Below are 21,614 nucleotides of genomic sequence, written 5' to 3'. Positions count from 1 at the left end.
CGTCTTGGGCGGTAAACGAAGGTAGAGGGCTGTCTGCGTTGCTCACGGGGGTCTCCGATTTGTGTTTTGTTCAAGATAGGGGGCTGTCGGTTGCGGGGCAAGGGGGGGTGATGTGTCTGCATTGCAAAACCAAAAGGATTTTAACGCAATTGTTGACCTTGCGCGCCTTGAGCAATAGGAAGCAGGCTTGTCGGGGCATGGGGCCCCAGTTTTCAATGAAAGAAACCGATATGTCAGAACTACGCGACGCAGCGATGAGCTCAAAAGCTTGGCCATTTGAAGAAGCGCGCCGCCTGTTGAAACGGTTTGAAAAGGCCCCCCCCAAGAGTGGCGCGGTGATTTTTGAAACCGGCTATGGCCCATCAGGTTTGCCCCATATCGGCACCTTTGGCGAAGTTGCGCGCACAACAATGATCCGTACCGCGTTCGAAGTAATCTCGGATTTGCCCACACGTTTGATCTGTTTTTCCGACGATCTAGACGGTATGCGCAAAGTTCCGAGTAACGTGCCAAATCCTGAAGTGATGGAAAATCACATGCAGCGCCCGCTGACGTCTGTACCTGATCCGTTTGGCACGCATGACAGCTTTGGCGATCATAACAACGCCATGTTGCGCCGGTTCCTAGATACCTTTGGGTTTGACTACGAATTCTTTTCAGCGACCGAATTTTATGGATCCGGGAAGTTTGACGAAGTGTTGCTGCGGGCCGTTGAAAAATATGATGATATCATGGAAGTGATGTTGAAATCACTACGTGAAGAACGCCGCGCAACTTATTCTATTTTCTTACCAATGCACCCTGAAAACGGTCGGGTTCTTTATGTTCCGATGAAGTCCGTGAACAAAGAAGATGGCACGATTACCTTTGACGATGAAGACGGCAAAGAATGGACGATCCCGGTAACGGGCGGCAATGTTAAGCTGCAATGGAAACCTGATTTTGGCGCACGTTGGGCCGCATTGGGTGTCGATTTTGAAATGTATGGTAAAGACCACAGCACCAACACGCCAATCTATGACAAAATCTGTCGTATCTTGGGACATCAGGCACCGGGGCATTTCAGCTATGAATTGTTCTTGGATGAAAATGGTCAGAAGATTTCAAAAACCAGCGGCAATGGTGTGTCGATTGATCAGTGGTTGACCTATGCGAGTTCTGAATCGTTGTCGTACTTCATGTACCAAAAACCCAAAACCGCAAAGCGGATGCATTTTGATGTGATCCCCAAAGCGGTGGACGAATATCACCAACAATTGCGCGCTTATGCGACCCAAGACTTCAAGGCGCAGTTGAACAACCCTGTGTGGCATATTCACGGTGGCGATGTGCCGGAATCAAATATGGTGATTCCGTTTACGATGATGCTGAATTTAGCTTCTGTTGCCGGTGCTGAGGAAAAAGATCAGCTTTGGGGCTTTATCAAGCGCTATGCGCCAGAGGCTTCTGCGGAAACACATCCTGATTTGGATGCGGCTGCTGGGTTTGCCGTGCGGTATTACAATGACTTTGTGAAACCTGCCAAAGTGTTCCGCGCCCCAACAGAACTTGAGCGCGAAGCGTTGGAAGATTTGCTGGCGCGCCTCAAAGCGTGGGAGGGCGAAGCTGACGGTGACGCGCTTCAGTCTGAGGTGTTTGCTTGTGGTCGCGAACGGTTTGATCCGATGCGTGATTGGTTCAAAGCGTTGTACGAAGTTTTGCTTGGGGCGTCGCAGGGACCACGGTTTGGCGGCTTTATCGCGCTATATGGTGTTGAGGAAAGCATTCAGCTGATCGAAGACGGATTGGCTGGAAAATTGCTTAAGTAACATATTTTCGCCTACACTGGTATCAGCTGTAGGAGAAAGCGACATGAAACGGATGTTTTTTGTACTGGCGTTCCTTATTGGAGCGCCAGTTTTACTTTGGGCGCAGGAAAATGCGAGATCAGCCCGCGAGGCGGTTATTTTAAGTCAGATTGATGCATTCCAGCGAGATGACTTTTCGAGTGCATATGGCTTTGCCTCCAGTGGAGTGCGTCGCATTTTTGAAAACCCACGGCAGTTTGGTCAAATGGTGCAAAATGGCTATCCGATGGTGTATCGGCCAAGCGCTGTTGAGGTGTTAGACAGTCGCCACGAGGGCGCTGCGGTTATTCAGGTTGTCCGTATTGAAGATCAGGCGGGTCAGGTTCATTTTCTTGCCTATGAAATGATTGAGATCAATAATGACTGGAAAATCAACGGTGTATATCTGTTGGAGGCCGCTGGCTTGAGCGTTTAACCGGCTGCACCGTACGGTGGTATCAGCCTGCCTTAACTCCTTGGTGATACTTCTTTTGTCACCAGGCGGCGTGGCTTGTTTTTGTTGAAATGACATTTCGAGAACTCTGTTCACCATGAAGGTGGTGCAGGGATGACGCGCGCGCCTTTTGTAAGTTTGAAAGGGGTTCGGATGAACAAAGCGATTACCGAGGGGCTGGTTTTGACACCGCCACAATTTGTCAACGGGCTAGATGTTTGGTCATCGCAGGATGGCACGCCGGGCTCAGATACATATGACGGTGCGTCTAATGCGGCTTATGTTCCAGCAGATGCAGATTTTGGCGGTTGTCTTGAGTTGACCAAAACTCAAAGCACCCAAAAATTGCGCTATATGGGCGAAACACCGATTTTGCCAGGCTGCTATATGCGCGTCACTGCACGTGTAAAAGCGATCAGTGGTAACCTTCCTAATGTGCGGATCGCAGGTTGGGCTGGTCGCTCTGGTGGGGCGCATGTTGGCGGTTTGCTTGAAGTTGGTCCAACAACAACGATCGCGACCTATGGTTCTGTTGTTGAAGTGAGTGCCATTATCGGATCTGGTGCGCGCGGTGGCGTGGATATGGTCTGGGGCAATGGTGCGATTTATGGTCACTTTGGCCTCGATCTAACGGGGTCTAATGGTGGTGTTGTCCGCATTGATGACATCCAGATCGAAGATATAACATCAGTTTTCCATCGCGAGTTGATGGATTGGGTGGACGTCAAAGATTACGGTGCGGTTGGCAATGGTTCTACCGATGATCACGCGGCGTTTGAAGCGGCCGATGCTGCTGCCAATGGACGTGAAATTCTGGTGCCAGCAGGGACCTACCATTTGGGTGACAGTGTTACCTTTGAAAACAAAGTTCGCTTTGTTGGAACGGTAACGATGGCTGACGGGGATATTTTGTCCCTGACAAAAAACTTTGACCTTGCGGCGTATATTGACGCCTTTGGTGAGGAGCTGCTGGCGTTCAGAAAGGCCGTTCAGGCGCTGTTTAACTACAGTGACCATGAAACGCTGGACATGAGTGGTCGTCGTATTTCTATTACGGCTCCGATCGATATGGCCGCCGTAACGGGGCGTACGTCCTATACGACGCGTCGTGCAATCCGGAATGGTCAGTTCGACGTTCAAGATCACGCAAATTGGGATGACGATGTTGTCACATCTCAGGCCACCTATAGTACTTCGTCAGCTACAACTCTGACCGGCGTAAGCAATATTGCGAATGTTCAAGTTGGTTCACGCGTGACTGGTAGTGGTGTTGGCCGTGAAATTTACGTCAAAGAGGTGAATGTCGGCGCGCAGCAATTGACGCTGAGTAATCCGTTGTATGATGCTTCTGGTACGCAGACATATACATTTACTCGACACAAATATGTTTTGGATTTCAGCGGCTTCTCTAACCTTGGCCGGTTTGTTCTGGATGACGTTGAGATGAAGTGTAATGGTCACGCAAGTGCGATTATGCTGGCGCGGAGCGGATTGATCTTCCACGTGCGAGATTGTTACATCAATGGACCTAAAGATAAAGGGATCACATCCATTGGCACGGGCTGTCAGGGGATGTTGATTGACCGTTGTCAGTTCCTGTCAAGTGAACAGCCAATGCGCGCACAAGATCGCCGCAGTATCGGCTTTAACGTCAATGCAAATGACAGCAAAGTACGTGATAATCGGTCGGTGAAATTTGGCCACTTCGGTGTGTTTAATGGTGCGGGTCACCTGATCACAGGTAATCACTGGTTCCAAGGCGATAACGAGCCTAACGGTCTGGCCCAAGCTGGTATTGTGTTTACGCAAACTAACGTTAAATCAACGGTTTACGGTAACTATGTCGATAACAGCTTTATCGAATGGACCAATGAGCACAATGAAAATCCCGCCTTTACATCTGGATTTTCTTTTGGTGGCTTGACCATTACCAGTAACATTTTCACCGCAAACGATGTGGCGAGCTGGTTCAGCTGGATCGTTGTGAAGCCATATGGCCCAAATCACTACATCAGCGGTTTCAATGTGTCGGGAAATACCTTTAAGGCGTTGAACGGCAACATTGATCGTGTTGAGTATCTGGACGATAGTTTTGCCGGCATTAACCACGCACGCACACGGAATCTGAAATTCACGGACAATGTGTATATTGCTGTGTCAGAACACACAGTCAGCCCAATTTCTGTGCGTCATACTGAAAACTCTGACAACAAAACCTGGTCAGTGGATTTCTCTGAATACATGCCGTTTGCGGGCTGGGCGCGTCGTGTTGAGGGACTCGTTGCGGAAGGTCGGATCAACCGTGGATCCAACATTCAGGTAACGGATATGCCTTACACGGTTGTTCAACGTGGCTCTGCGAAAAATCAAGTGGATGTTGTTTGGGAAAATTCGTGCAAAGGGACGATCCATCTCGTCGCGCGATGCGATAACCCTATTTGATTGAGAATGGAAGGGGCGCGTATTGCGCCCCTTTTTGTACATATTTGATTCATTGCTTGTGCCAGCGATACTGGTGTTGTTTTATGTTTGAAATAATATTTAGCAGTGGGTACATAGAATGGCTTGGCCGTCAAATTCTGGAATTGCAGACGAAACGAGACAACATTGGCGCGAAAAATACCAAGCCACCGATGCGGAAGCTGGTATCGAAACAACTGAGGCATTTGAGCCGTTTTCCCAACGAAATGATTTGTTTACGCGCGCTTTTTGGGATCCTGAGGTTAAAAGCAAACATACTTCTGCGTTTTTTTCGAGTTACCGAATGGAATCTGCACCACGGCGCGGGGACGGGTTTCGACAGAAGGATTTCGCCTTGCGCAATGCCAGCTGGTTGATCTCAGATGTTGTGAGCAACCGAAATGCTTCTGACGGGCGCAGAGAAGGGTTTCAAGCGCCAATTCAGAACGATACGCCTGTTGCTGCTGATCAGGTCGAGATCGAAGATCCAGGGCTAATGAATGCAGAAATTAAAAGAATTGGTAAATTCTTTGGGGCGGATTTAGTCGGGATAACCGATTTTGATGAGCGCTGGCTTTATTCTGCACGTGTAGATACGCGTGACTTTTCAGAAGCGGAAAACACCCTGCCAGAAGGTTTGACATCGGTGATCGTGATGGGACACCAGATGGACGAAGAATTGGTCGCGACGTATCCGAGTGCGCTCGCAGGGGCTGCGACGGGGCGGGAGTATTCTCATGAGGCTGCTGTTGTTATGCAATTGGCGGCATACATCCGCAATTTGGGATATGAAGCCGTGCCATCGATGAATGACACGGGACTTGTCATTCCCTATGCCGTAAAGGCTGGACTTGGGGAATATGCGCGGAACCAACTGGTGATTACCCCAGAATATGGGCCGCGCCTGAGGTTTTCAAAGATATTTACCAACCTTCCGTTAAGCCATGATATTGGGCGCAAGATTGGTGTGGCTGACTTTTGTGAGGGATGCACGAAATGTGCGGATGCTTGCCCGGCCAAGGCATTGCCATTTGGCCCACGCGAAGCTGCGGCCCCTGAAAATACATCCGCGATCAAAGGGGTGGTGAAATGGACTTCAGACGCCAAAGCCTGTTTTGGGTATTGGGCCAAGCTGCGGACTGATTGTGCGATTTGTATGCGGGTATGTCCGTTTAATCGGGATTTCACCAAACCAATCAATCGCTTGTGGTTGAAATTAGCTTTGTCGAAGTTTCGAAAATGGGCGCTGTGGTGGGATGAAAAATCGACCCGGGCCCAACGCCTAAAGCCCAAAGACTGGTGGGGAGAGTGACGCCTGCCCACAGATATCCAAACTTGATCAAATGATAAGGTTTTGTGTGCGGATAAAGCGAAAGTTATCTGTGGATTGTGTGTAGGTGGCTGATTTATATATGAAAAATGAAATAAAATCGAACAGGCCCCCTAACTTGTGGCAAGGGCAACTGCTTCATTTTGTTTGCTTGATGGGGCTTTTGATTGTTCTAGCGTTGGGCTGGTGGCAGCTTGGCCATCCCCATTCTGTGGCATTTTGGAGTGCAGTTAGCCTCCCAATTATACATCAAATCTGGGTGTGGCTTGCTTGGCGGCTTGAGATGCGTTCCGCCATTGTGAGTAAAACAATTGGCTTTAATGGATACCTTTTTGTATTCTTTTTCCTATTTGCGGGCCGTTTTTTGGCGCTTGCATGGCTGGCATTTCTAGATCAGGGCAGTTTGGGGCTTGCCTTTAATTTTCACATTTTAGTCACGGTAGCGTTTGTCGTACCCGGCCTGTACGCAATTTATAGTGTGAAGCGTTATTTTGGCATGGCTCGTGCAGCGGGAGGAGATCATTTTAGCGCTCGATTTCGGGATCTACCACTGGTGAACAAAGGTATTTTCCGATTTACGAACAACGGCATGTATCTTTATGCATTTTTACTGTTTTGGGCGATAGCATCAGGGTTCAATTCTGCTGCAGCAATTGCTGTTGCTGCGTTCAGTCACGCATATATTTGGGTGCATTTTTACGCAACCGAAAAACCGGATATGGATTACCTGTATGGATCGTCCGACCAATGAAACCCCGATCCAACCATATGACTTAGAGCTATCGCGCACCCTTAACGAGTAGCAGGCGAACAGCGTAAAAGGGCAGGGCGATCATTTCGCGAAGCACCATTTTTAGATGTGTGGGTAAACCTGCTTGGCCTAAGTGATATCGAGGGCCAGCAGTCGTGACAAGGTATCCCAAGGCACGAGCCGTAACATAGGCGCGTGGCAGGTGGTACGCGTCGCTTGTTATAGTGATCTTATTGATTGTTTCTCTTGGTAACAATTCCAGCCCGAATTTTAAGTTTTCATAAGTATTGGCCGATGCGTGATCCAAGTAAATATGGGTGTTTGGCACACCTTGTTGGGTCAAAATATCAGCCGCTACTTGCGCTTGGCTTGGCGGGGAAAGAGGCCCGATGCGCCCTGTTGTGATAACTATACTGTCGGGTGCTGCGTGCCAGAGTTTGGCGGCATATAGCGTGCGGCGCACCAAAGAAGGGCTCGGTTTACCATCGGCCCAGACACAGGCCCCAAGAAGGATAATTACATCAACCATGTTCAAACACTATGCGCTGACGGCCTGGCTTGCTAGGGTGAAAGAAAAGGGAGATCGCAAATGCCAAGCATAGCCAAAAACGCCCAACTGCAAACGGTTATTACAACCTTTGAAACGACACCGGGTACCTGTCAGGATTTAATGGATGCTCTCGAAGATGCGTACCAGAGCTTTATTTCAAAACAACCTGGTTTTATTGGTGCTGGCTTGCATGTGAATGACGCGCAGACCCGGATTGCCAATTATTCTCAATGGCAACAGCGCGAGGATTTTCAGGCGATGCTGCGGACGCCTGAAATGCGGGATCGTAACCGGAGAATTAATGATTTGTGCAAGAGCTTTGAGCCCGTGATGTATGATGTCGTTGAAAGCTTTGGCTGAGACAAACCTTCAGTTTTAAGCACGTTGCGTTAACGGGGCTTTTTTGACTTCTAAATTTGGCTATTTATCACATTGGAAACGAGGTTGATCCATCTAGAACGGGCTTGTTGTTTTTTAAATGTCTAGCGACAAGCCGCTGCTGTTGCTTTCCGTTTGGAATAAAACAGGCTGTTGGTTCTTTATGATCGTTTTCGAATAGTTGGGGAAACAAAAGCGCGATCTCTTCGCGCGCTTTCTGGGGTATAGTCTTTAAGGCTTCGGCGCCCGTATACAGGCTCTCGGTGGGCGCGCCTTCTGCATAGATAACTTTGTGATTATCAAACAGTAGATGAAAATATTCTACATTTTCAGCGCCCGTTTCAACAAAGATTCCCGGTAAATCGGTTAGTCGAATTGCCGCAAGAAGCACTTCCGACTGGTTGAACATGCGTGTTGCAACTTTGGATACGACAAGCATACGGTGCTGCCGTGACACCAATAAATCTCGTTTAGGTAGGCCGTTTCCTAAAGCACCCGCAACAATACGGACGGGATTGAGCTTTGGATTTTTGACTAGAGTTTGACTATTCAAAGATCGGTTGAGTACCATTTGTATTGAGCTGTAGCTGCCATCCATTGTTAGGACTTTGTTTCCTGAATGCAGTTTTTCAACCGGTACCAGCCCCTTATCTGTCTCGATTAAAGTGCCGCGCACAAAGCAGGTGATATCGGAATAATTCCACCCGACAGTATGGCTCTGATAGCTGCCAAGTGTCGCGCCGGTGGTAAACGCAGATCCCGGCTCAGGCGCAAAATACCAATTTCCGCCAGTATTGAAGAAATTGAAATTTTCCACGTGGGAATTGCCGTTCGTATCGGTGAATGACACATCGATCGCATAAGGTGCGCTCGAAGACGCGCCGAAGGCTCCGCCATTAATACTAATGGTTTCATCACTATCACCGCCACCTTGGAAAGCGGAATCATTATCATCAATAGTTGCTGTGTAAGACGTGTTATATTGGCTGTTGTAGCCAGTGCCACTCCACCTGAAAGCTGTAACGGTATACTGTGCCAATGAACTATCTCCGATGTCCGAATGGCAACATCGCCTCGGTGATTGTTCTTTGCAGTGCAGCTTTTACTAAGCCGCAATTGTTAGATCTAAGACTATGGCAAAATGCCTTATTCTCACTCATTTTCGTTTCCACTCCAACCACAGGTACACAACATAACTTTAGGGCTTGATCGTTAAAAATAGTTTTTCGAGCAGGTACACGCTTTGAATTGTATCTATTTTGTATCCCCTGAGCAAGTGTCGTAGCATTTCGGGGGTATTGCATTGGGATCGGATGAAATGCACCGTTTCCATCATCTGGTGATTAATGACACGACAAACCGTTATTTGGTTTACCCTGCCTATGTGGTCCAAACTGCAGAGTGAATTCGTTATTCATTGCCCAGCAGGGCATCACACCGCAATGTCCCGAGAGGGTGCACGATGATCCGATGTCTGGTTCGTACGAAGACGTCGAGAAAGAGCGCCGTCCCGCCGGATAATCAACCGCATAAAACGCGACTTGGCGATAGGATCATTGGATATGGCTGCGGCCTTGCGTCAACCGAATTTACCATACGGATTAAGGTCCCCAATATTCCTCTCACGTGTCTCAACCGGGCCCGTCAAAATGCAACTTCCAAATCCCAATGAGCGGCAAGGACAATTGTTGCGCAATACCTGTTGGGCGGTGCTTTGCAAAAGAAAGGCCGCCTAAATGAATTGAAAGACTAGAAGGCAAACACGCCGGGCCATTCAGGGGGGAAACCCCATACTATTCACTAATTTGAGCAGGCCAATAAATGGCTTGCTCAAGAGGGTTCAAACTTGGAAGCTTTGCCTAAATTATTAGCCCATCGTCATTCGCAGATTGAGAATCCGCAGTGGTCAACACAAATGAGTCCCAAGTGCTCCATCCCGTGCCGTCATGCGCGCGGATCCAGAGGGTTTGCGTGCTGCCGGAACTGTCTCCGTGCAGTTGCAAATTACTGAGATCACCTGCGCTCAGAACATAACCTGTATCCGCATTCACAGCAGTCCCGTTCAGGATAAAGTTATCACCGCCCGCGTCATCCCAGACTTCATATTGGGTGGCGGAGTCATTATCGCTATAGGATAGAATACCGCCAACACTGGTTACGCCGTTCGCTCCAAGCGTGAGATCATCAATCATCGCAATTGGTGCGATGTTACCTGCACCCGTTGTGGTGAGAACAAAATCATCCCACGCGCTCCAAGAAATACCGTCATGAACCTGAATAGATAGGGTTTGATTACCGCCTTCTGCGGCACCTTCGACCCAAAGACCATCAAGTTGCTCTCTGGTTAGAACATAGCCACCTGATGCGTCCACATATGATTGATACTGGACCCAGAAGCTATTTTCGCCCGAGTTGTCCCAGATTTCATACCGATAAGCCGTGTCCCCATCGGCGTCGCTGTAGCTCATGCTAAGACCAACATTACTCCAGTCACCTGGATCAAGCGTAATATTATCATGCGTTATGACTGGGGCTGAATTAGTTGCGCGTGTTGTGACGTCAAAATCATCCCAAGCGCTCCAGTTGCTGCCATCCCATGCGCGAATGCTTAGGGTTTGGGTACCCGCGCTGCTTTCGCCCTGAACCCATAAGTCGGAGAGTTCGTCAGCGTTAAAGACCAAACCATCTGACGTGTCTTCATTGTCAGCGCCTTCCAACCAAAAACTGTGATTTCCGGATGTATCTCTGATCTCATATGAAACAGCATCGTTGACACCAGTATAGACAACATCGAGGCCAACACGCCCCCACCCGTCGATTCCAAAAGTATAATCATCAAGCGTCACCATAGGCGCTGTGCTGCTGCTACCTAACACCACGAGCTGATCATTAAATTTTAATTCTTCGACATCAAACAGGACCGAGGTCACCCCATTTATGGTCACAGTCGTTGCGCCAAGGTCGGCATTCGTATTAATAACCGCATTGGTGCGGTTGGTGTCGAAGAATACACGGTCGGTCCCGGCGCCGCCATCGATTGTGTCCGCGCCTCCTTCGCCTTTTATGCGGTCATTCCCGCCCATTCCTGAAATAACATCCGCTTCCGCTGAGCCAATAAGTGTATCACTTACATTATTTTGGTCGTCACCATATAATGTCACTCCATCTGACATGCTGAGGTCGGTGAACACGATTTGAACAAGCTCGAAAGGGTTGATTGTGATATCAAATGTTCCATCATTGCCATGTAGTGAACTGGTCGTTGGATGGGTTAAACGCCCTTGAATATCTGGATCATCTGGATCTGTCCCATTGGGGGCACCAAGTATGGTTGTGTGCACATGAATATTGTCACCCATCAGGTCGGTGAAATCTGGATTTAAAGTGAACTCGCAAGCAGAAGTGGATACAAAATAGACCACTGTGCGACCTTCGCCCTCAAAGACCATTTCATATCCAAGATCATCATCCCCGTCTACTAGGCGGATCCCATTCGCTGTATCAGCGATTTGCGTGCCCCGAAGGTTTTCGGACAACATCCTAAACAGTTGCCCTGTAGGGGTAAGCAGATTGGGGCCATCGTCATCCCGCCCCAAAACAGCACGGGATTTCGCGTTCTCAGCAGCCCAGATGGTTGCCATATCCACGCCCCCTCTGGCCATCTCATAGAAGGTGCGCATCAACCCACCGCTGCGTTCTAAACCAGAGTTGACAGAGTTGTCTTCATCGCCATTTCTATTTTCGTCCACATTCCATTCTGAAACCAGCAACTCTAACTCGTTGTCATCGACATCCCAATTGTCGTTGATCCTATTTATCCTATCCTGAGTACCTGCGCCCGTGTCGTTTGCTTCTGTAGAATACTGGTGAAAAATAAGCCCGTCGATCGTGCCCATATCATCGGCGAATTCATCTCTTATTGCTTGATCATCCTCATCTGTTTTACCTGCTTGTGCAAAAATTTTTGGACTAGGATCGCCAGAGGTGGCGTATGTTTCTATTGCATCTTGAACAAATTTGGCGATTTTGACGGACAAGCCCCCGAATTCTTCGGCAGTCCAGTCGTAGACATTTTCCCGCGTGCCATCTGCATTTTTTTTTGTAAGGTAATATTCGTTACCAATTTCAATTGCCGCGATTTGTACTGAACCCGAGGAGGGGTTAGTTTCATAGCTATGTTCAACGAGGTTTTTAATAAATGCTGTTATCTCAGCTTCTGCTGATGCCGTTATGTCGCCGGTGTTAGGGTCAAAGTATTTATAGGTCGGCAGTACGATTACAGCATCGCTGCCAGTTTCAGAACAATAGTCCAGAAAATCAGTTATCCGGGTCAGGTGCGCGTTGGGCCCAGGATTTGGGTTGGCCGGATCAAAATGCGTTTCACTAAGGGTTCCGCCAGGAAAACGAATGAGGTTTGTACCTACAGCGTCAATCACATTGCTCAGGTTGGCATGGTTTCACCTCTTAACAACAACTCTTCCTTTTGGAGAGCTTTGGATGATTTTTTAACAAATTGATTGAAAGTTAATACCTTAAAGTTGCATAAGCTTTGTAAATCACCCCACCGTGACCCCTTCAACCATTTTTCTCACTTCGATATTGGCGTCTTTCCATGACGCGCGGGCCGCTTCCCCCCTTCGGCAGGAACTCCCCGCTAGGCCGATCTGGATATCCTCAACTGCGGAGCTGCGAACATTGCCAATGTCGCGCAAAGCATCAGGGATACGAATGCGGTTTGGAATGAGCGGCGAATTGATTGCGTCGCTCGTAACTCGCCAAGGTGACCTTGGGACAGACCCATCAACAGTTCATCGGTGGTTTTCTTGTCCGGGGAGGCCACAATGATAGGGAGCTCAATAGTAATGAATTCCACTTCGTAATCATTGATAAGGGTTTAGGGCTGGACGTTTTCACTGGTCACAACATGCCCGAGTTTCGGCGGTGTGGACTTAGCGCGCTTTCGCTGCAGCCGTGCCGGTGTCTGCAAAAAAGAATAGACGCCTGATTTCCGGCGGCACATAGCTGTTCTGACTGCTAAGGTTCGAACATGTTATTCAACCTTCCAGACCATGATACGCTTTATCAAGCGCTTTTAGACCGCGACGCAGCCTATGACGGGCAAGCATATGTTGGGGTTTCGACCACCGGTGTTTTCTGTCGGCTGACTTGTCCGGCGCGCAAACCCAAGTCGGAGAATTGTACATTCTATGCGTCTGTTGGAGAGTGCTTAGAGGCAGGCTTTCGCGCCTGCAAACGGTGCCATCCTCTTCAACCGATGGCGGCTGCAGATCCGACTATCGCCGCGCTCCTTGCTGCTCTGGATGAACGCCCTGAGTAACGCTGGTCCGAGAATGACATTGTTCGCATGGGATTCGATCTTTCGACGGTAAGGAGGAGTTTTAAGCGGCAATTCGGGATGACGTTCCTTGAGATGGCGCGGCAGCGTAGAATCCGGGACGGGTTTGAGACAATTTCGGATGGGGGCAAAATAATTGACGCCCAAATTGATGCCGGATTCGAATCCGCCAGCGCATTTCGAGCGTCATTTGCCAAACTGCTGGGACGTGCCCCGGGTAAATTAGACAGCGCACCTATCCTTCATGCCGATTGGATCGAAACACCGCTTGGCTCCATGATCACCGTTTGCAGCAAGTCCCAGATGCACCTTCTTGAATTCGTGGATCGAAAGGCCTTGAAAACGGAACTTGGGAAGCTGGACATCTCTGCCAAAGGCAAGATTGGGATCGGCAAAACCCAGCTTGGCGCGCAAATAAAGGACGAACTGGATGCTTTCTTTGACGGGACATCGGCTAATTTCTCGACGCCCTTGGCGTATGGAGGGTCTGCCTTCTCTCAAAGTGTTTGGAACGAATTGAAGCTGATTCCGCCTGGACAGACACGCAGTTACTCGGAAATCGCCAAACGCATCGGACGCCCGTCGGCCACACGTGCGGTCGCGCGGGCCAATGGAGCCAATCAGATCGCGCTTGTCGTGCCTTGCCATCGGGTTATCGGCGCGGATGGATCACTGACCGGCTATGGCGGAGGTCTTTGGCGCAAACAAAAGCTTCTCGAAATCGAGAGACACTACCGGACAATCTCCAAGGAAAATGCACAATGACAGACCAACTAACCAAAGCGAAGCAATTCAAGGCGCTTCACGTAAAGGGCGATCCGCTTGTCCTCTACAATATATGGGACGCCGGTGGCGCGAAAGCTTTGGCCGAGGCTGGTGCTAAGGCAAACGCGACTGGCAGTTGGTCGATGGCGGCTGCGCACGGGTTTGATGACGGTGAAGATATTCCATTGGACCTGGTCGTGCAGCTCGTTGAGCGCATTACAACAACTGTAGACCTACCCCTCACTGTAGACTTTGAAGGCGGATACGCTGCTGCTCCAGGGCAGATTACAGAAAACGTACGTCGGATCATTCAAGCTGGTGCAATTGGCATTAATTTCGAGGATCGGATCGTACAAGGCGAAGGTTTTTATACGATCCAAGATCAGGTCGAACGGATTAGCTCGGTGCGTCGCGCGGCAAACGAAGAAGGGGTCGACCTGTTTATCAATGCGCGAACGGACTTGTTCCTGGGAACTGACCCTTCAACACATAAAGCGCTTTTTGACGAAGCCATCGAACGTGAAGCCGCCTACAAAGACGCTGGTGCTGATGGGTTCTTTGTTCCGGGGCTTACCGATCAAACGTTGATAGAAAGGCCGTGGATACTGTGAGCCTCCCAGTGAACGTAATGATGATGGGTGATCTGACATCTATTCGAGATGTAGCGGATATTGGCGTGTCCAGAGCCAGCTATGGCCCCGGCCCATACTTCACCACGATGTCTGACCTCAAAGGGAAGTTTGCCTCTTTGAATTAGATACTGCTGTTCCGGTTACCAGACACGCAAGCTGTGATCGGAACACACCGTAGAAGCAGATTGTATATCGCAGCATCGAGCATTTTGGGCTCGACAGCGCCGTTGTCGTAAAGGCCATCAATGTCAGTTCTGGCCCGTGAGGGACTTTGCAAATGTCGCTATCTGCCCAAAGCTGCCGATGGCTGTTCTCAGCCCGACACCGCCGTTAATTGCTACGATAGCTTGGCTTTGAGACATTCTTCAAAGTTGAACTGATCTGGTGGCGGTTTTGGACATTTAGTTGTCAGAATACAAAATCACTGCCTAAGTCCAAATTTAATTAAACAATGCCTTAATTTATCCCAATTTTGACAAATTAACGCCGCACCACTCACCTTAAAGGTGAGTCAGATACTCTATCATTTCTAGAGTTCATACCATGCATTGAGACCTATAAAAATCAAAGGATTACAGTATGTTTGCGGCCTTTTTGACGCTTGCCCTAAGTTTGGGGATGTACGAAATTTTTAGTGGCGAAGACTCTTCCTCACACGACAGTGACAATCCCACCGCTGACCCTGATGTTACGCAGGGTGGAAACACCTCCGCGGGCACTCCCGGAAATGATATTATCGCGGGGGGAGACAGCGCAGATGATCTCTTTGGTCAATTTGGAAATGACCTCATCGATGGCGGAAATGGCACGGACATGATCGAAGGTGATGCGGGCAACGACACCCTAGAAGGTGGAGCCGGAGACGACATTCTTGGCGGTGGTACCGGAAACGATCAAGTCACCGGCGGCCACGGTGCAGATGTCTTATTTGGCAATGCGGGGGATGATGTCATCGCCGGCGGAACCCACAATGACATTCTAGTTGGCGGAAATGGCAGCGACACACTCCTCGGAGGAGACGGGAACGATACACTTACCGGTGGGTTCATGACCGATATTGATAATACCAACGGGGACAACGGAGCAGACGTTTCCGCAGATTTCTTTTCGACATTAAAGGAACTCGTGGAAACCGACCCTGACTTTTTTACCGGACGCACTGAGGCTGAAATCCTAGAGCACCCTATGTTTGATGGTGTCGATACTGACCTTACAGTCATGCGTGAAACTGGTGCTGATTCACTTTCAGGCGGCGCTGGAAATGATGTTTTACAGCTCGGTGCGGGCGATATAGGTAACGGTGGCCTCGGGGCGGACACCTTCATTCTGTCCACCAATCAATCTGGCAACGAAGTCATCGTAGAAGATTATAACCCCGATGAAGATCACATCTCGTTCACGTATAATGCCGTCGACGGTCCGCCAACGATTGCTGTGACCGATGATGGTCCTCATGCTGTTGTTTCCATAGATGGGGTTGATATGGTACGCGTGTATGGCGCGGCAGGTCAATTGGATGCGTCTCAAGTGCTTCTTGAGCAGTTTTCCTAAACCTCTGAACTCCTCTCTTTTTTGCGCCTCAGCCAGCATCCTGCAGCCGAAAAGAGAAAGCAGGCAGAGAGAATATCGCGCCAGCTATGTTCGGGTTCCTTCACCTGATATGGCTGGGCGGGAATATCGTCCGTTAAAAATAAGGTGTAGTTGGGCTTCGCCCTAAGCAACGGTTCTGCCGCTTCAAGGCGTAATTTTAGGTGTGTATTGATTACTTTGTTATTCGCCGCTGACATAGAATTGCCCCGCTAGGCTAGGACCAGCAGGGCTAAGTTTGCAGCCCCATAGCGGAACTGCAATGGAGTATATCAAGCCTCGTACGTCGAGAACGATTTGCAAAGTTTAGCAACTGTAGCTTTGCAGCGGGAAACTGTTGCGGCTGTATCGCCTGCTGCCTCGGCTTCAATTAGATCTGCGATCATGTTACCGAGAGTCCCAAATTCAGCTTCTTTCATGCCACGGGTTGTCGCGGCGCCGGCCCCCAGGCGCAGTCCAACCCATTCAGGTGGGCGGGGGCTGTCGTTTGGGATAGCGTTTTTGTTGGCAGTGATGTCAGCGCGCTCCAAGACAACTTCGGCGCGTTTGCCAGTGATACCCTTTGAGCTAAGATCAACAAGAACCAAATGTGTGTCTGTGCCACCTGATACAATTCGCAGGCCACGGTTTTGCATGGTTTTCGCAAGTTTAGCTGCGTTGGCTTTCACTTGTGCCCCGTAAACTTTGAAGTCATCGGTCATGGCCTCCGCCAGACATACGGCCTTTGCAGCAAGAACCTGACTGTGGATAGAGCCCTGAACACCAGGGAAAACTGCAGATTGCAGCTTTTTGAAAAACTCTTCGTTGTTGGTCAAGATCAGGCCGCCGCGTGGTCCACGCAAGGTTTTTGTGGTGGTGCAAGTGATGATGTCGGCGTGTGGGAACGGACTTGGGTGAACGCCAGCGGCCACAAGGCCCGCGATATGCGCCATATCAACATGGAAATGCGCGCCAACTTTTTTCGCAATCTCGCCCATCCGGGCAAAGTTAATTTCGCGCGGATAGGCAGACCCACCGGTGATGATCAGCTTCGGTTTAATGTCTTGGGCCTGGGTTTCTAGCGCATCATAATCGATGACTTCGCTATCACCATCGACGCCATAGTGGTGTGGTTCAAACCATCGGCCAGATAGGTTTGCTTTCAGGCCATGGCTCAGATGCCCACCTGCGGCCAGATCCAATGACAACACCTTATCGCCAGGGTTTAGCAACAGGAAGAAAACCGCGAGATTTGCTTGGCTACCAGAATGTGGTTGCACGTTCACATAGTCGCAGTTGAAAAGCTCTTTCGCACGATCAATCGCGGCTTGTTCTACCACATCAACAAACTGCCCGCCGCCGTGAAAACGATTGCCCGGATAGCCTTCCAAGGTCTTGTTGGTCATCGCGTGACCCAAAGTTTCAAGCACCGCACGGCTAACGATATTTTCGGAAGCGATCAATTCGATCTGATCTTGTTGGCGGGTTTCTTCGTTCTTTAGAGCTTGGGCGACGACGGGATCGGTCTGAGCAACGGATTGGGAAAAGTACTGTGACATGAGAGGCTCCGATATAGGCATGTTTTCCCAAAGATCCGTTGAAACCTCTGTTCAAAGCAAATCAGTATTGCTATTATTTTGGTGTAGAAAAACTATGGCTTAATTTTATGTCTCTGACCCCGGCGCGCCCGAAAGGGCCGCATTTGAACGCATTGCGCGCATTTGAAGCCGCTGCACGATTGGGCAGCTTCACCGCCGCTGCCGAAGAGCTATCCGTGACACCAGGTGCGGTTACCCAGCACATTAAAACACTTGAAGCATGGGCCGAAACGCAGTTGTTCATCCGCAACGCACGCGGGGTGAAATTGACTTTACTGGCGGAAGAACTACTGCCAAGTTTCACTCAGGCGTTTGATCAACTTGGGTTTTCTGTACATGCCTTGCGCAACAAGGCGACGCCACAAAAGATCAAAGTTGCGGCCTTGCCTGCCATTGCCCAACTTTGGCTTGCGCCACGTTTGGGTTTGTTGCGTCAGGCTGCCCCCGAAATTTCTGTGTCTGTTGTTGCCACGGATACGCCGCCCAACTTGGCACGTGAACCATTTGACATGACATTGTTTTTTTCTACAGATCCTCTTGGAAAAGGTGAGCTCAAAATCGCCGGCGACCGAATTTTCCCGGTTTGTGCGCCGTCTGTAGCTCAGCGATTGAAGGGCATTTCTGATCTGTCCAATGAAACACTACTACATGATGGAGCATGGGGTAACGATTGGGACATTTGGTTGCAAAACCAACCAGACGCTGACCAAGTTCGACGCGCAGGTACGACCCATTCGCTCTATTCCATAGCGCTAGAGGAAGCTCGGCATGGCGGTGGAGTGCTGATTGCCCACGAAACGCTGGTCGCCAAACTGCTGGAACGCGGTGATCTGGTTCGCCCCTTTGCAGCATCGGTGGATTTGCCACGAAACATGGTCGCAAAATTGGCGCCTGCGTTCCAACAATCGGAAACCTATCGAAAAGTAATGCCAGTTTTGCTTTCGGCAGAGTAGGGAATTGTACGAAGGACCAATCTAAAAATGCTCTACTCCCAATACGCTGAGCCAGCATTTGTGAATTGCTCTTTGTTCAATTCTGCGCCGCCCAGTATTCGCCGTTAAATTTGCAAAACCGTACTTTCAGAAGATAATTTGCCTGCGCTATGACTTTGCTTTCAGAGAGTTTCACTTGATTGAAAACAATTGCTCGAATTCTTTGGCGCCATGGGGCGAGAATGAAACTACACGCGTTTTCTGATCGCGTCGGGCCCAGGACAGATATTCAAAGCGGCTTAGGAATGCTCGACCAAGACTGCCAGCCAAATGCGATCTACGCTCACTCCAATCGAGGCATTCCCGACACAAGGGCGATCTACTCTTGTGCAATACGGTGAGGTCGATCCCAAAATTCGAGACGAATATCTCGCCAGCAGCCGTCAATTTTAAGGTGTCATCATCTAAAATCAGATGCCCCCGCGTCATTAGGCTATCAAACATCTGCGTGCCCATGTCTCCGGCCAAATGGTTATAGCAAACTCGGGCTTGACGCAGTTCAGCGTCTTTCGGTCCCGTGCGTTTGCGCAGATGACCCGATCCTGCGGCTAGGCCCATTAGCCCTTCTAAGACGTGGGCAACTTCATCGTTGGCGAGTGAAAAATACTTGTGTCGTCCCTGTTTGCGAGGTCGCAACAATCCGCCTTCATTCAGCTTTGATAGGTGGGAGCTGGCAGTTTGGATGGTTACGCCTGCTTCCTCGGCCAACTCACTTACGGTCAGAGCTTTTCCACTCATTAACGTCGTTAGCATATTGGCACGGGCGGGATCACCGATTAACGCGGCGACACGGGCAATGTCGGGGCCTTCTTTCATACTTCGATCGTAGTCGAAGCATTCGTTTTTCGCAATCGGGTAGACCAGAGAAAACACTCTGAAAGGATACCGCCATGCTGACTTGCATCATTCGTTACCAAATCGACCCGACAAAGAAGGCCCAATTTGAAGAATATTCACGTAATTGGGGCCGTGCAATTCCGCGCTGCGGCGCAGACCTGATTGGCTATTACGCGCCTCACGAAGGGTCGTCGACGTTGGCTTATGGCATCTACAATGTGGCGAGCCTTGCGGATTATGAGGCCTATCGCGCTCGATTGTCGGCAGATCCGTTGGGGCGTGAAAATTATGAGTTTGCACAGAAAGAGAAATTTTTGCTTCGCGAAGATAGGACGTTCTTAAAACTCGCTTCAGCTCCTCATGGTGACAGCGCATGATTGCTGTTCTTTTTGAAGTTGAACTGGCAGAGGACGGTAAGGCTGACTATCTGGATATAGCTGCTGAAATGCGCCCTTTGCTAAACGAGATTGACGGCTTTATTTCCGTTGAACGGTTCCAAAGCTTGACCGACCCGAGTAAAATCTTGTCGTTGTCGTTCTTTGAAGACGAGGATGCCATTGCCCGTTGGCGAAATTTAACGGCACATCGCAGGGCGCAAACGAAGGGCAGGGATGGTGTGTTTGCCAACTATCGGTTGCGCATTGCCAATGTCATCCGCGATTATGGCATGTTTGATCGCACACAGGCCCCGCACGACAGCAAAGGCGCACACCCCTGATTTCGTATGACTCCAGATCGGATGCGCGGCCGTATGGGATACGATTCAACGCTAAAAATAGAACGAGTAGTCTGTTGTCGCGTGGTTACAAAAGCGCCTCGCCTCTGCTCAGAAAACCTTGAAATTCAGCTTCTGGTACAAAACTGCCCCCGGTGGCCCACATCACGTGGGTCGCGTTGGGCATATGTGCATGCAAATCGCAGTCCGTGAGGTACTGCTGTCCCTCAGTGCTATCTATGATCATAGATGGGCCACCTAAGCTGGCGGCGGCAGAGGGCTCAAGTTGCAGATCTGCATGTCGACTTGCTAAGGCCAACCAACGAAATAGGTCATCATCCTCTACAGTATAAACACCACTGAGCAATGGATGCATAACCTGAGCGATGAACCAACTGACTTCAGCGACGGCCATGCCGTCCGCTTCGGTTTTGTTCGTGAGACCAATGTCGTAGACAGTCACCTGTTTTTCTAATCCCGCGGCCAATTGCACAAGCGCACAAGGGGATTGTGCAGGTTCAACGAAGAAGCAATGGGCGTGATCGCCAAATACCTGTTTTATGCCGTAGGCCACGCCTCCGGGTGCGCCGCCAATGCCGCACGGTAGATACAGAAATAGAGGGTGCTCTGCATCGACCATGATATTGCGTTTCATCAATTGATCGTGCAACTCAGCTGCGGCGGCAGAATAGCCAAAGAACAACAGTTCAGATCGTTCATCGTCTACGAAATATATCGTCGGATCTGCATCTGCCTGATGGCGGGCTGCTGCGACGGCGCTGCCGTAATCTGCGTCATGCTGCACGACCTCCACACCGTGACGTTGAAGGCGCTCAACTTTCCAATCTTTGGCATCGGAAGACATGTGTACTACAGCCCGAAAACCAAGTGCACGGGCCGCAATTCCTACACTTAACCCGAGGTTCCCCGTAGACCCGACTGCCACTGTATAACCCTTAAACGCGGCTTTTACATTGGGGTTTAGTAGGGCTTCTGGGGTGTCGGTGGCACTGATCAAGTCAAGATCGCGGGCAAGGGACAGTCCGTAGAGAAAGACCTCATAGATGCCACCGCGCGCTTTGACAGACCCGGCAACGGGCAAAGCATGGTCACCTTTTACGAAATGACGGCCATGGGCATATCCCATCTCGCGGGCGAGGGCATCGACCGGTATCAGTTCGGATGCAATCGCGCCGGAATGATCGCTCAGTTCTGGAAAGCATCGCTGTAAAAGCGGGGCAAGATCACGCCAGTTTTGTTCTGCTTCTTTCACCTGATTTGGATGCACGGGAACATCCGCCATCGAAACACAGACTTGTTCAGGATTAATCCAAAGCAAAGATTGCGCTGCCTGAAGTCGTGATTTCAGCTTTGTATCAATCATGCGATTATCTCTCGTGCTGT

18 protein-coding genes and 1 pseudogene are annotated in these 21,614 nt (G+C 49.8%); 13 read left to right on the top strand and 6 right to left on the bottom strand.

Translation table 11 applies throughout. The features are described 5' to 3' along the window. The first annotated feature begins 230 nt into the window (after positions 1-230). The 5 genes from G9C99_RS05745 to G9C99_RS05725 all read left to right on the top strand — a co-directional run bounded on the left by G9C99_RS05745 (position 231) and on the right by G9C99_RS05725 (position 6,821). Positions 231-1,808: a lysine--tRNA ligase gene (locus G9C99_RS05745; RefSeq protein WP_166416498.1), complete on the top strand. Its 1,578-nt coding sequence runs from the start codon at positions 231-233 to the stop codon at positions 1,806-1,808. Positions 1,809-1,851: 43 nt separating this feature from the next. Then, a complete protein-coding gene (locus tag G9C99_RS05740) occupies positions 1,852-2,262 on the top strand; it encodes a DUF4864 domain-containing protein (RefSeq protein WP_166416497.1) in 411 nt (136 codons plus the stop codon). 171 nt (positions 2,263-2,433) lie between these two features. Further along, a complete protein-coding gene (locus tag G9C99_RS05735; RefSeq protein WP_166416496.1) occupies positions 2,434-4,722 on the top strand; it encodes a glycosyl hydrolase family 28-related protein in 2,289 nt (762 codons plus the stop codon). 118 nt (positions 4,723-4,840) lie between these two features. Beyond that, positions 4,841-6,052, top strand: coding sequence for a 4Fe-4S double cluster binding domain-containing protein (locus G9C99_RS05730; RefSeq protein WP_166416495.1), 1,212 nt, complete (start codon positions 4,841-4,843; stop codon positions 6,050-6,052). A gap of 301 nt (positions 6,053-6,353) precedes the next feature. After that, complete coding sequence (locus G9C99_RS05725; RefSeq protein WP_205859830.1) at positions 6,354-6,821, top strand: methyltransferase; 468 nt, start codon at positions 6,354-6,356, stop codon at positions 6,819-6,821. Between the two features lie 28 nt (positions 6,822-6,849). Here G9C99_RS05725 and G9C99_RS05720 read toward each other — a convergent pair whose 3' ends face one another. Further along, positions 6,850-7,350 carry a YdcF family protein gene (locus tag G9C99_RS05720; RefSeq protein WP_166416493.1) on the bottom strand — a complete coding sequence of 167 codons (501 nt, stop codon included), beginning with the start codon at positions 7,348-7,350 and terminating at the stop codon, positions 6,850-6,852. 60 nt (positions 7,351-7,410) lie between these two features. Here G9C99_RS05720 and G9C99_RS05715 point away from each other — a divergent pair, with 60 nt between their 5' ends. Continuing rightward, complete coding sequence (locus tag G9C99_RS05715) at positions 7,411-7,731, top strand: antibiotic biosynthesis monooxygenase family protein (RefSeq protein WP_166416492.1); 321 nt, start codon at positions 7,411-7,413, stop codon at positions 7,729-7,731. A 67-nt stretch (positions 7,732-7,798) separates the two neighbouring features. Here the strand turns inward: G9C99_RS05715 and G9C99_RS05710 are convergent, their stop codons facing one another. Both G9C99_RS05710 and G9C99_RS18635 read right to left on the bottom strand, forming a co-directional pair. Then, positions 7,799-8,788 (bottom strand): Hint domain-containing protein, encoded by a 990-nt coding sequence (locus G9C99_RS05710; protein ID WP_166416491.1) that lies wholly within the window; start codon positions 8,786-8,788, stop codon positions 7,799-7,801. A gap of 820 nt (positions 8,789-9,608) precedes the next feature. After that, positions 9,609-12,185, bottom strand: a complete 2,577-nt coding sequence (locus G9C99_RS18635) for a hypothetical protein (RefSeq protein ID WP_166416490.1) — start codon at positions 12,183-12,185, stop codon at positions 9,609-9,611. A 611-nt stretch (positions 12,186-12,796) separates the two neighbouring features. Between G9C99_RS18635 and G9C99_RS18575 the strand changes: the two are divergent. The 4 genes and pseudogenes from G9C99_RS18575 to G9C99_RS05690 all read left to right on the top strand — a co-directional run bounded on the left by G9C99_RS18575 (position 12,797) and on the right by G9C99_RS05690 (position 16,053). Continuing rightward, positions 12,797-13,870: pseudogene (locus G9C99_RS18575) on the top strand (bifunctional transcriptional activator/DNA repair enzyme AdaA). Further along, complete coding sequence (locus G9C99_RS05695; protein ID WP_231703997.1) at positions 13,867-14,481, top strand: isocitrate lyase/PEP mutase family protein; 615 nt, start codon at positions 13,867-13,869, stop codon at positions 14,479-14,481. Before G9C99_RS18575 ends, G9C99_RS05695 begins: the two are co-directional and overlap by 4 nt. Continuing rightward, complete coding sequence (locus G9C99_RS18415; protein ID WP_231703996.1) at positions 14,469-14,627, top strand: isocitrate lyase/phosphoenolpyruvate mutase family protein; 159 nt, start codon at positions 14,469-14,471, stop codon at positions 14,625-14,627. Before G9C99_RS05695 ends, G9C99_RS18415 begins: the two co-directional genes overlap by 13 nt. A 454-nt stretch (positions 14,628-15,081) precedes the next feature. Continuing rightward, the gene (locus G9C99_RS05690) at positions 15,082-16,053 is read left to right on the top strand and encodes a calcium-binding protein (protein WP_166416489.1); all 972 of its coding nucleotides are present in this window, start codon (positions 15,082-15,084) and stop codon (positions 16,051-16,053) included. Positions 16,054-16,361: 308 nt separating this feature from the next. Here the strand turns inward: G9C99_RS05690 and glyA are convergent, their stop codons facing one another. Next, entirely contained in the window at positions 16,362-17,627 is a 1,266-nt protein-coding gene (glyA, locus tag G9C99_RS05685; RefSeq protein ID WP_166416488.1) for a serine hydroxymethyltransferase, read from the bottom strand. Positions 17,628-17,734: 107 nt separating this feature from the next. Between glyA and G9C99_RS05680 the strand changes: the two genes are divergently transcribed. After that, positions 17,735-18,619 (top strand): LysR family transcriptional regulator, encoded by an 885-nt coding sequence (locus G9C99_RS05680; protein WP_166416487.1) that lies wholly within the window; start codon positions 17,735-17,737, stop codon positions 18,617-18,619. Positions 18,620-18,790: 171 nt separating this feature from the next. On the opposite strand, the gene G9C99_RS05675 is transcribed toward G9C99_RS05680, so the two are convergent. Then, positions 18,791-19,474 (bottom strand): ArsR/SmtB family transcription factor, encoded by a 684-nt coding sequence (locus G9C99_RS05675; protein WP_166416486.1) that lies wholly within the window; start codon positions 19,472-19,474, stop codon positions 18,791-18,793. Between the two features lie 74 nt (positions 19,475-19,548). Between G9C99_RS05675 and G9C99_RS05670 the strand changes: the two genes are divergently transcribed. Both G9C99_RS05670 and G9C99_RS05665 read left to right on the top strand, forming a co-directional pair. Further along, positions 19,549-19,872 (top strand): NIPSNAP family protein, encoded by a 324-nt coding sequence (locus tag G9C99_RS05670; RefSeq protein ID WP_166416485.1) that lies wholly within the window; start codon positions 19,549-19,551, stop codon positions 19,870-19,872. Beyond that, positions 19,869-20,213, top strand: a complete 345-nt coding sequence (locus G9C99_RS05665) for an antibiotic biosynthesis monooxygenase family protein (RefSeq protein WP_166416484.1) — start codon at positions 19,869-19,871, stop codon at positions 20,211-20,213. The genes G9C99_RS05670 and G9C99_RS05665 overlap by 4 nt, the downstream gene beginning before the upstream one ends. Positions 20,214-20,298: 85 nt before the next feature. Here G9C99_RS05665 and G9C99_RS05660 read toward each other — a convergent pair whose 3' ends face one another. Continuing rightward, a complete protein-coding gene (locus tag G9C99_RS05660; protein WP_166416483.1) occupies positions 20,299-21,594 on the bottom strand; it encodes a D-serine ammonia-lyase in 1,296 nt (431 codons plus the stop codon). Positions 21,595-21,614: the final 20 nt, after the last annotated feature.

Source organism: Cochlodiniinecator piscidefendens (assembly GCF_011326755.1).
GTDB classification, from domain to species: Bacteria; Pseudomonadota; Alphaproteobacteria; order Rhodobacterales; family Rhodobacteraceae; genus Cochlodiniinecator; species Cochlodiniinecator piscidefendens.
This window is presented reverse-complemented; position numbering and strand designations above follow the sequence as displayed.

Excerpts from the sequence above, each read along its gene's own strand:
- G9C99_RS05745 (WP_166416498.1), top strand. The coding sequence starts at position 231 with ATGTCAGAACTACGCGACGCAGCGATGAGCTCAAAAGCTTGGCCATTT.
- G9C99_RS05740 (WP_166416497.1), top strand. The coding sequence starts at position 1,852 with ATGAAACGGATGTTTTTTGTACTGGCGTTCCTTATTGGAGCGCCAGTT.
- G9C99_RS05735 (WP_166416496.1), top strand. The coding sequence starts at position 2,434 with ATGAACAAAGCGATTACCGAGGGGCTGGTTTTGACACCGCCACAATTT.
- G9C99_RS05730 (WP_166416495.1), top strand. The coding sequence starts at position 4,841 with ATGGCTTGGCCGTCAAATTCTGGAATTGCAGACGAAACGAGACAACAT.
- G9C99_RS05725 (WP_205859830.1), top strand. The coding sequence starts at position 6,354 with ATGCGTTCCGCCATTGTGAGTAAAACAATTGGCTTTAATGGATACCTT.
- G9C99_RS05720 (WP_166416493.1), bottom strand. The coding sequence starts at position 7,350 with ATGGTTGATGTAATTATCCTTCTTGGGGCCTGTGTCTGGGCCGATGGT.
- G9C99_RS05715 (WP_166416492.1), top strand. The coding sequence starts at position 7,411 with ATGCCAAGCATAGCCAAAAACGCCCAACTGCAAACGGTTATTACAACC.
- G9C99_RS05695 (WP_231703997.1), top strand. The coding sequence starts at position 13,867 with ATGACAGACCAACTAACCAAAGCGAAGCAATTCAAGGCGCTTCACGTA.
- G9C99_RS05690 (WP_166416489.1), top strand. The coding sequence starts at position 15,082 with ATGTTTGCGGCCTTTTTGACGCTTGCCCTAAGTTTGGGGATGTACGAA.
- glyA (WP_166416488.1), bottom strand. The coding sequence starts at position 17,627 with ATGTCACAGTACTTTTCCCAATCCGTTGCTCAGACCGATCCCGTCGTC.
- G9C99_RS05680 (WP_166416487.1), top strand. The coding sequence starts at position 17,735 with ATGTCTCTGACCCCGGCGCGCCCGAAAGGGCCGCATTTGAACGCATTG.
- G9C99_RS05675 (WP_166416486.1), bottom strand. The coding sequence starts at position 19,474 with ATGAAAGAAGGCCCCGACATTGCCCGTGTCGCCGCGTTAATCGGTGAT.
- G9C99_RS05670 (WP_166416485.1), top strand. The coding sequence starts at position 19,549 with ATGCTGACTTGCATCATTCGTTACCAAATCGACCCGACAAAGAAGGCC.
- G9C99_RS05665 (WP_166416484.1), top strand. The coding sequence starts at position 19,869 with ATGATTGCTGTTCTTTTTGAAGTTGAACTGGCAGAGGACGGTAAGGCT.
- G9C99_RS05660 (WP_166416483.1), bottom strand. The coding sequence starts at position 21,594 with ATGATTGATACAAAGCTGAAATCACGACTTCAGGCAGCGCAATCTTTG.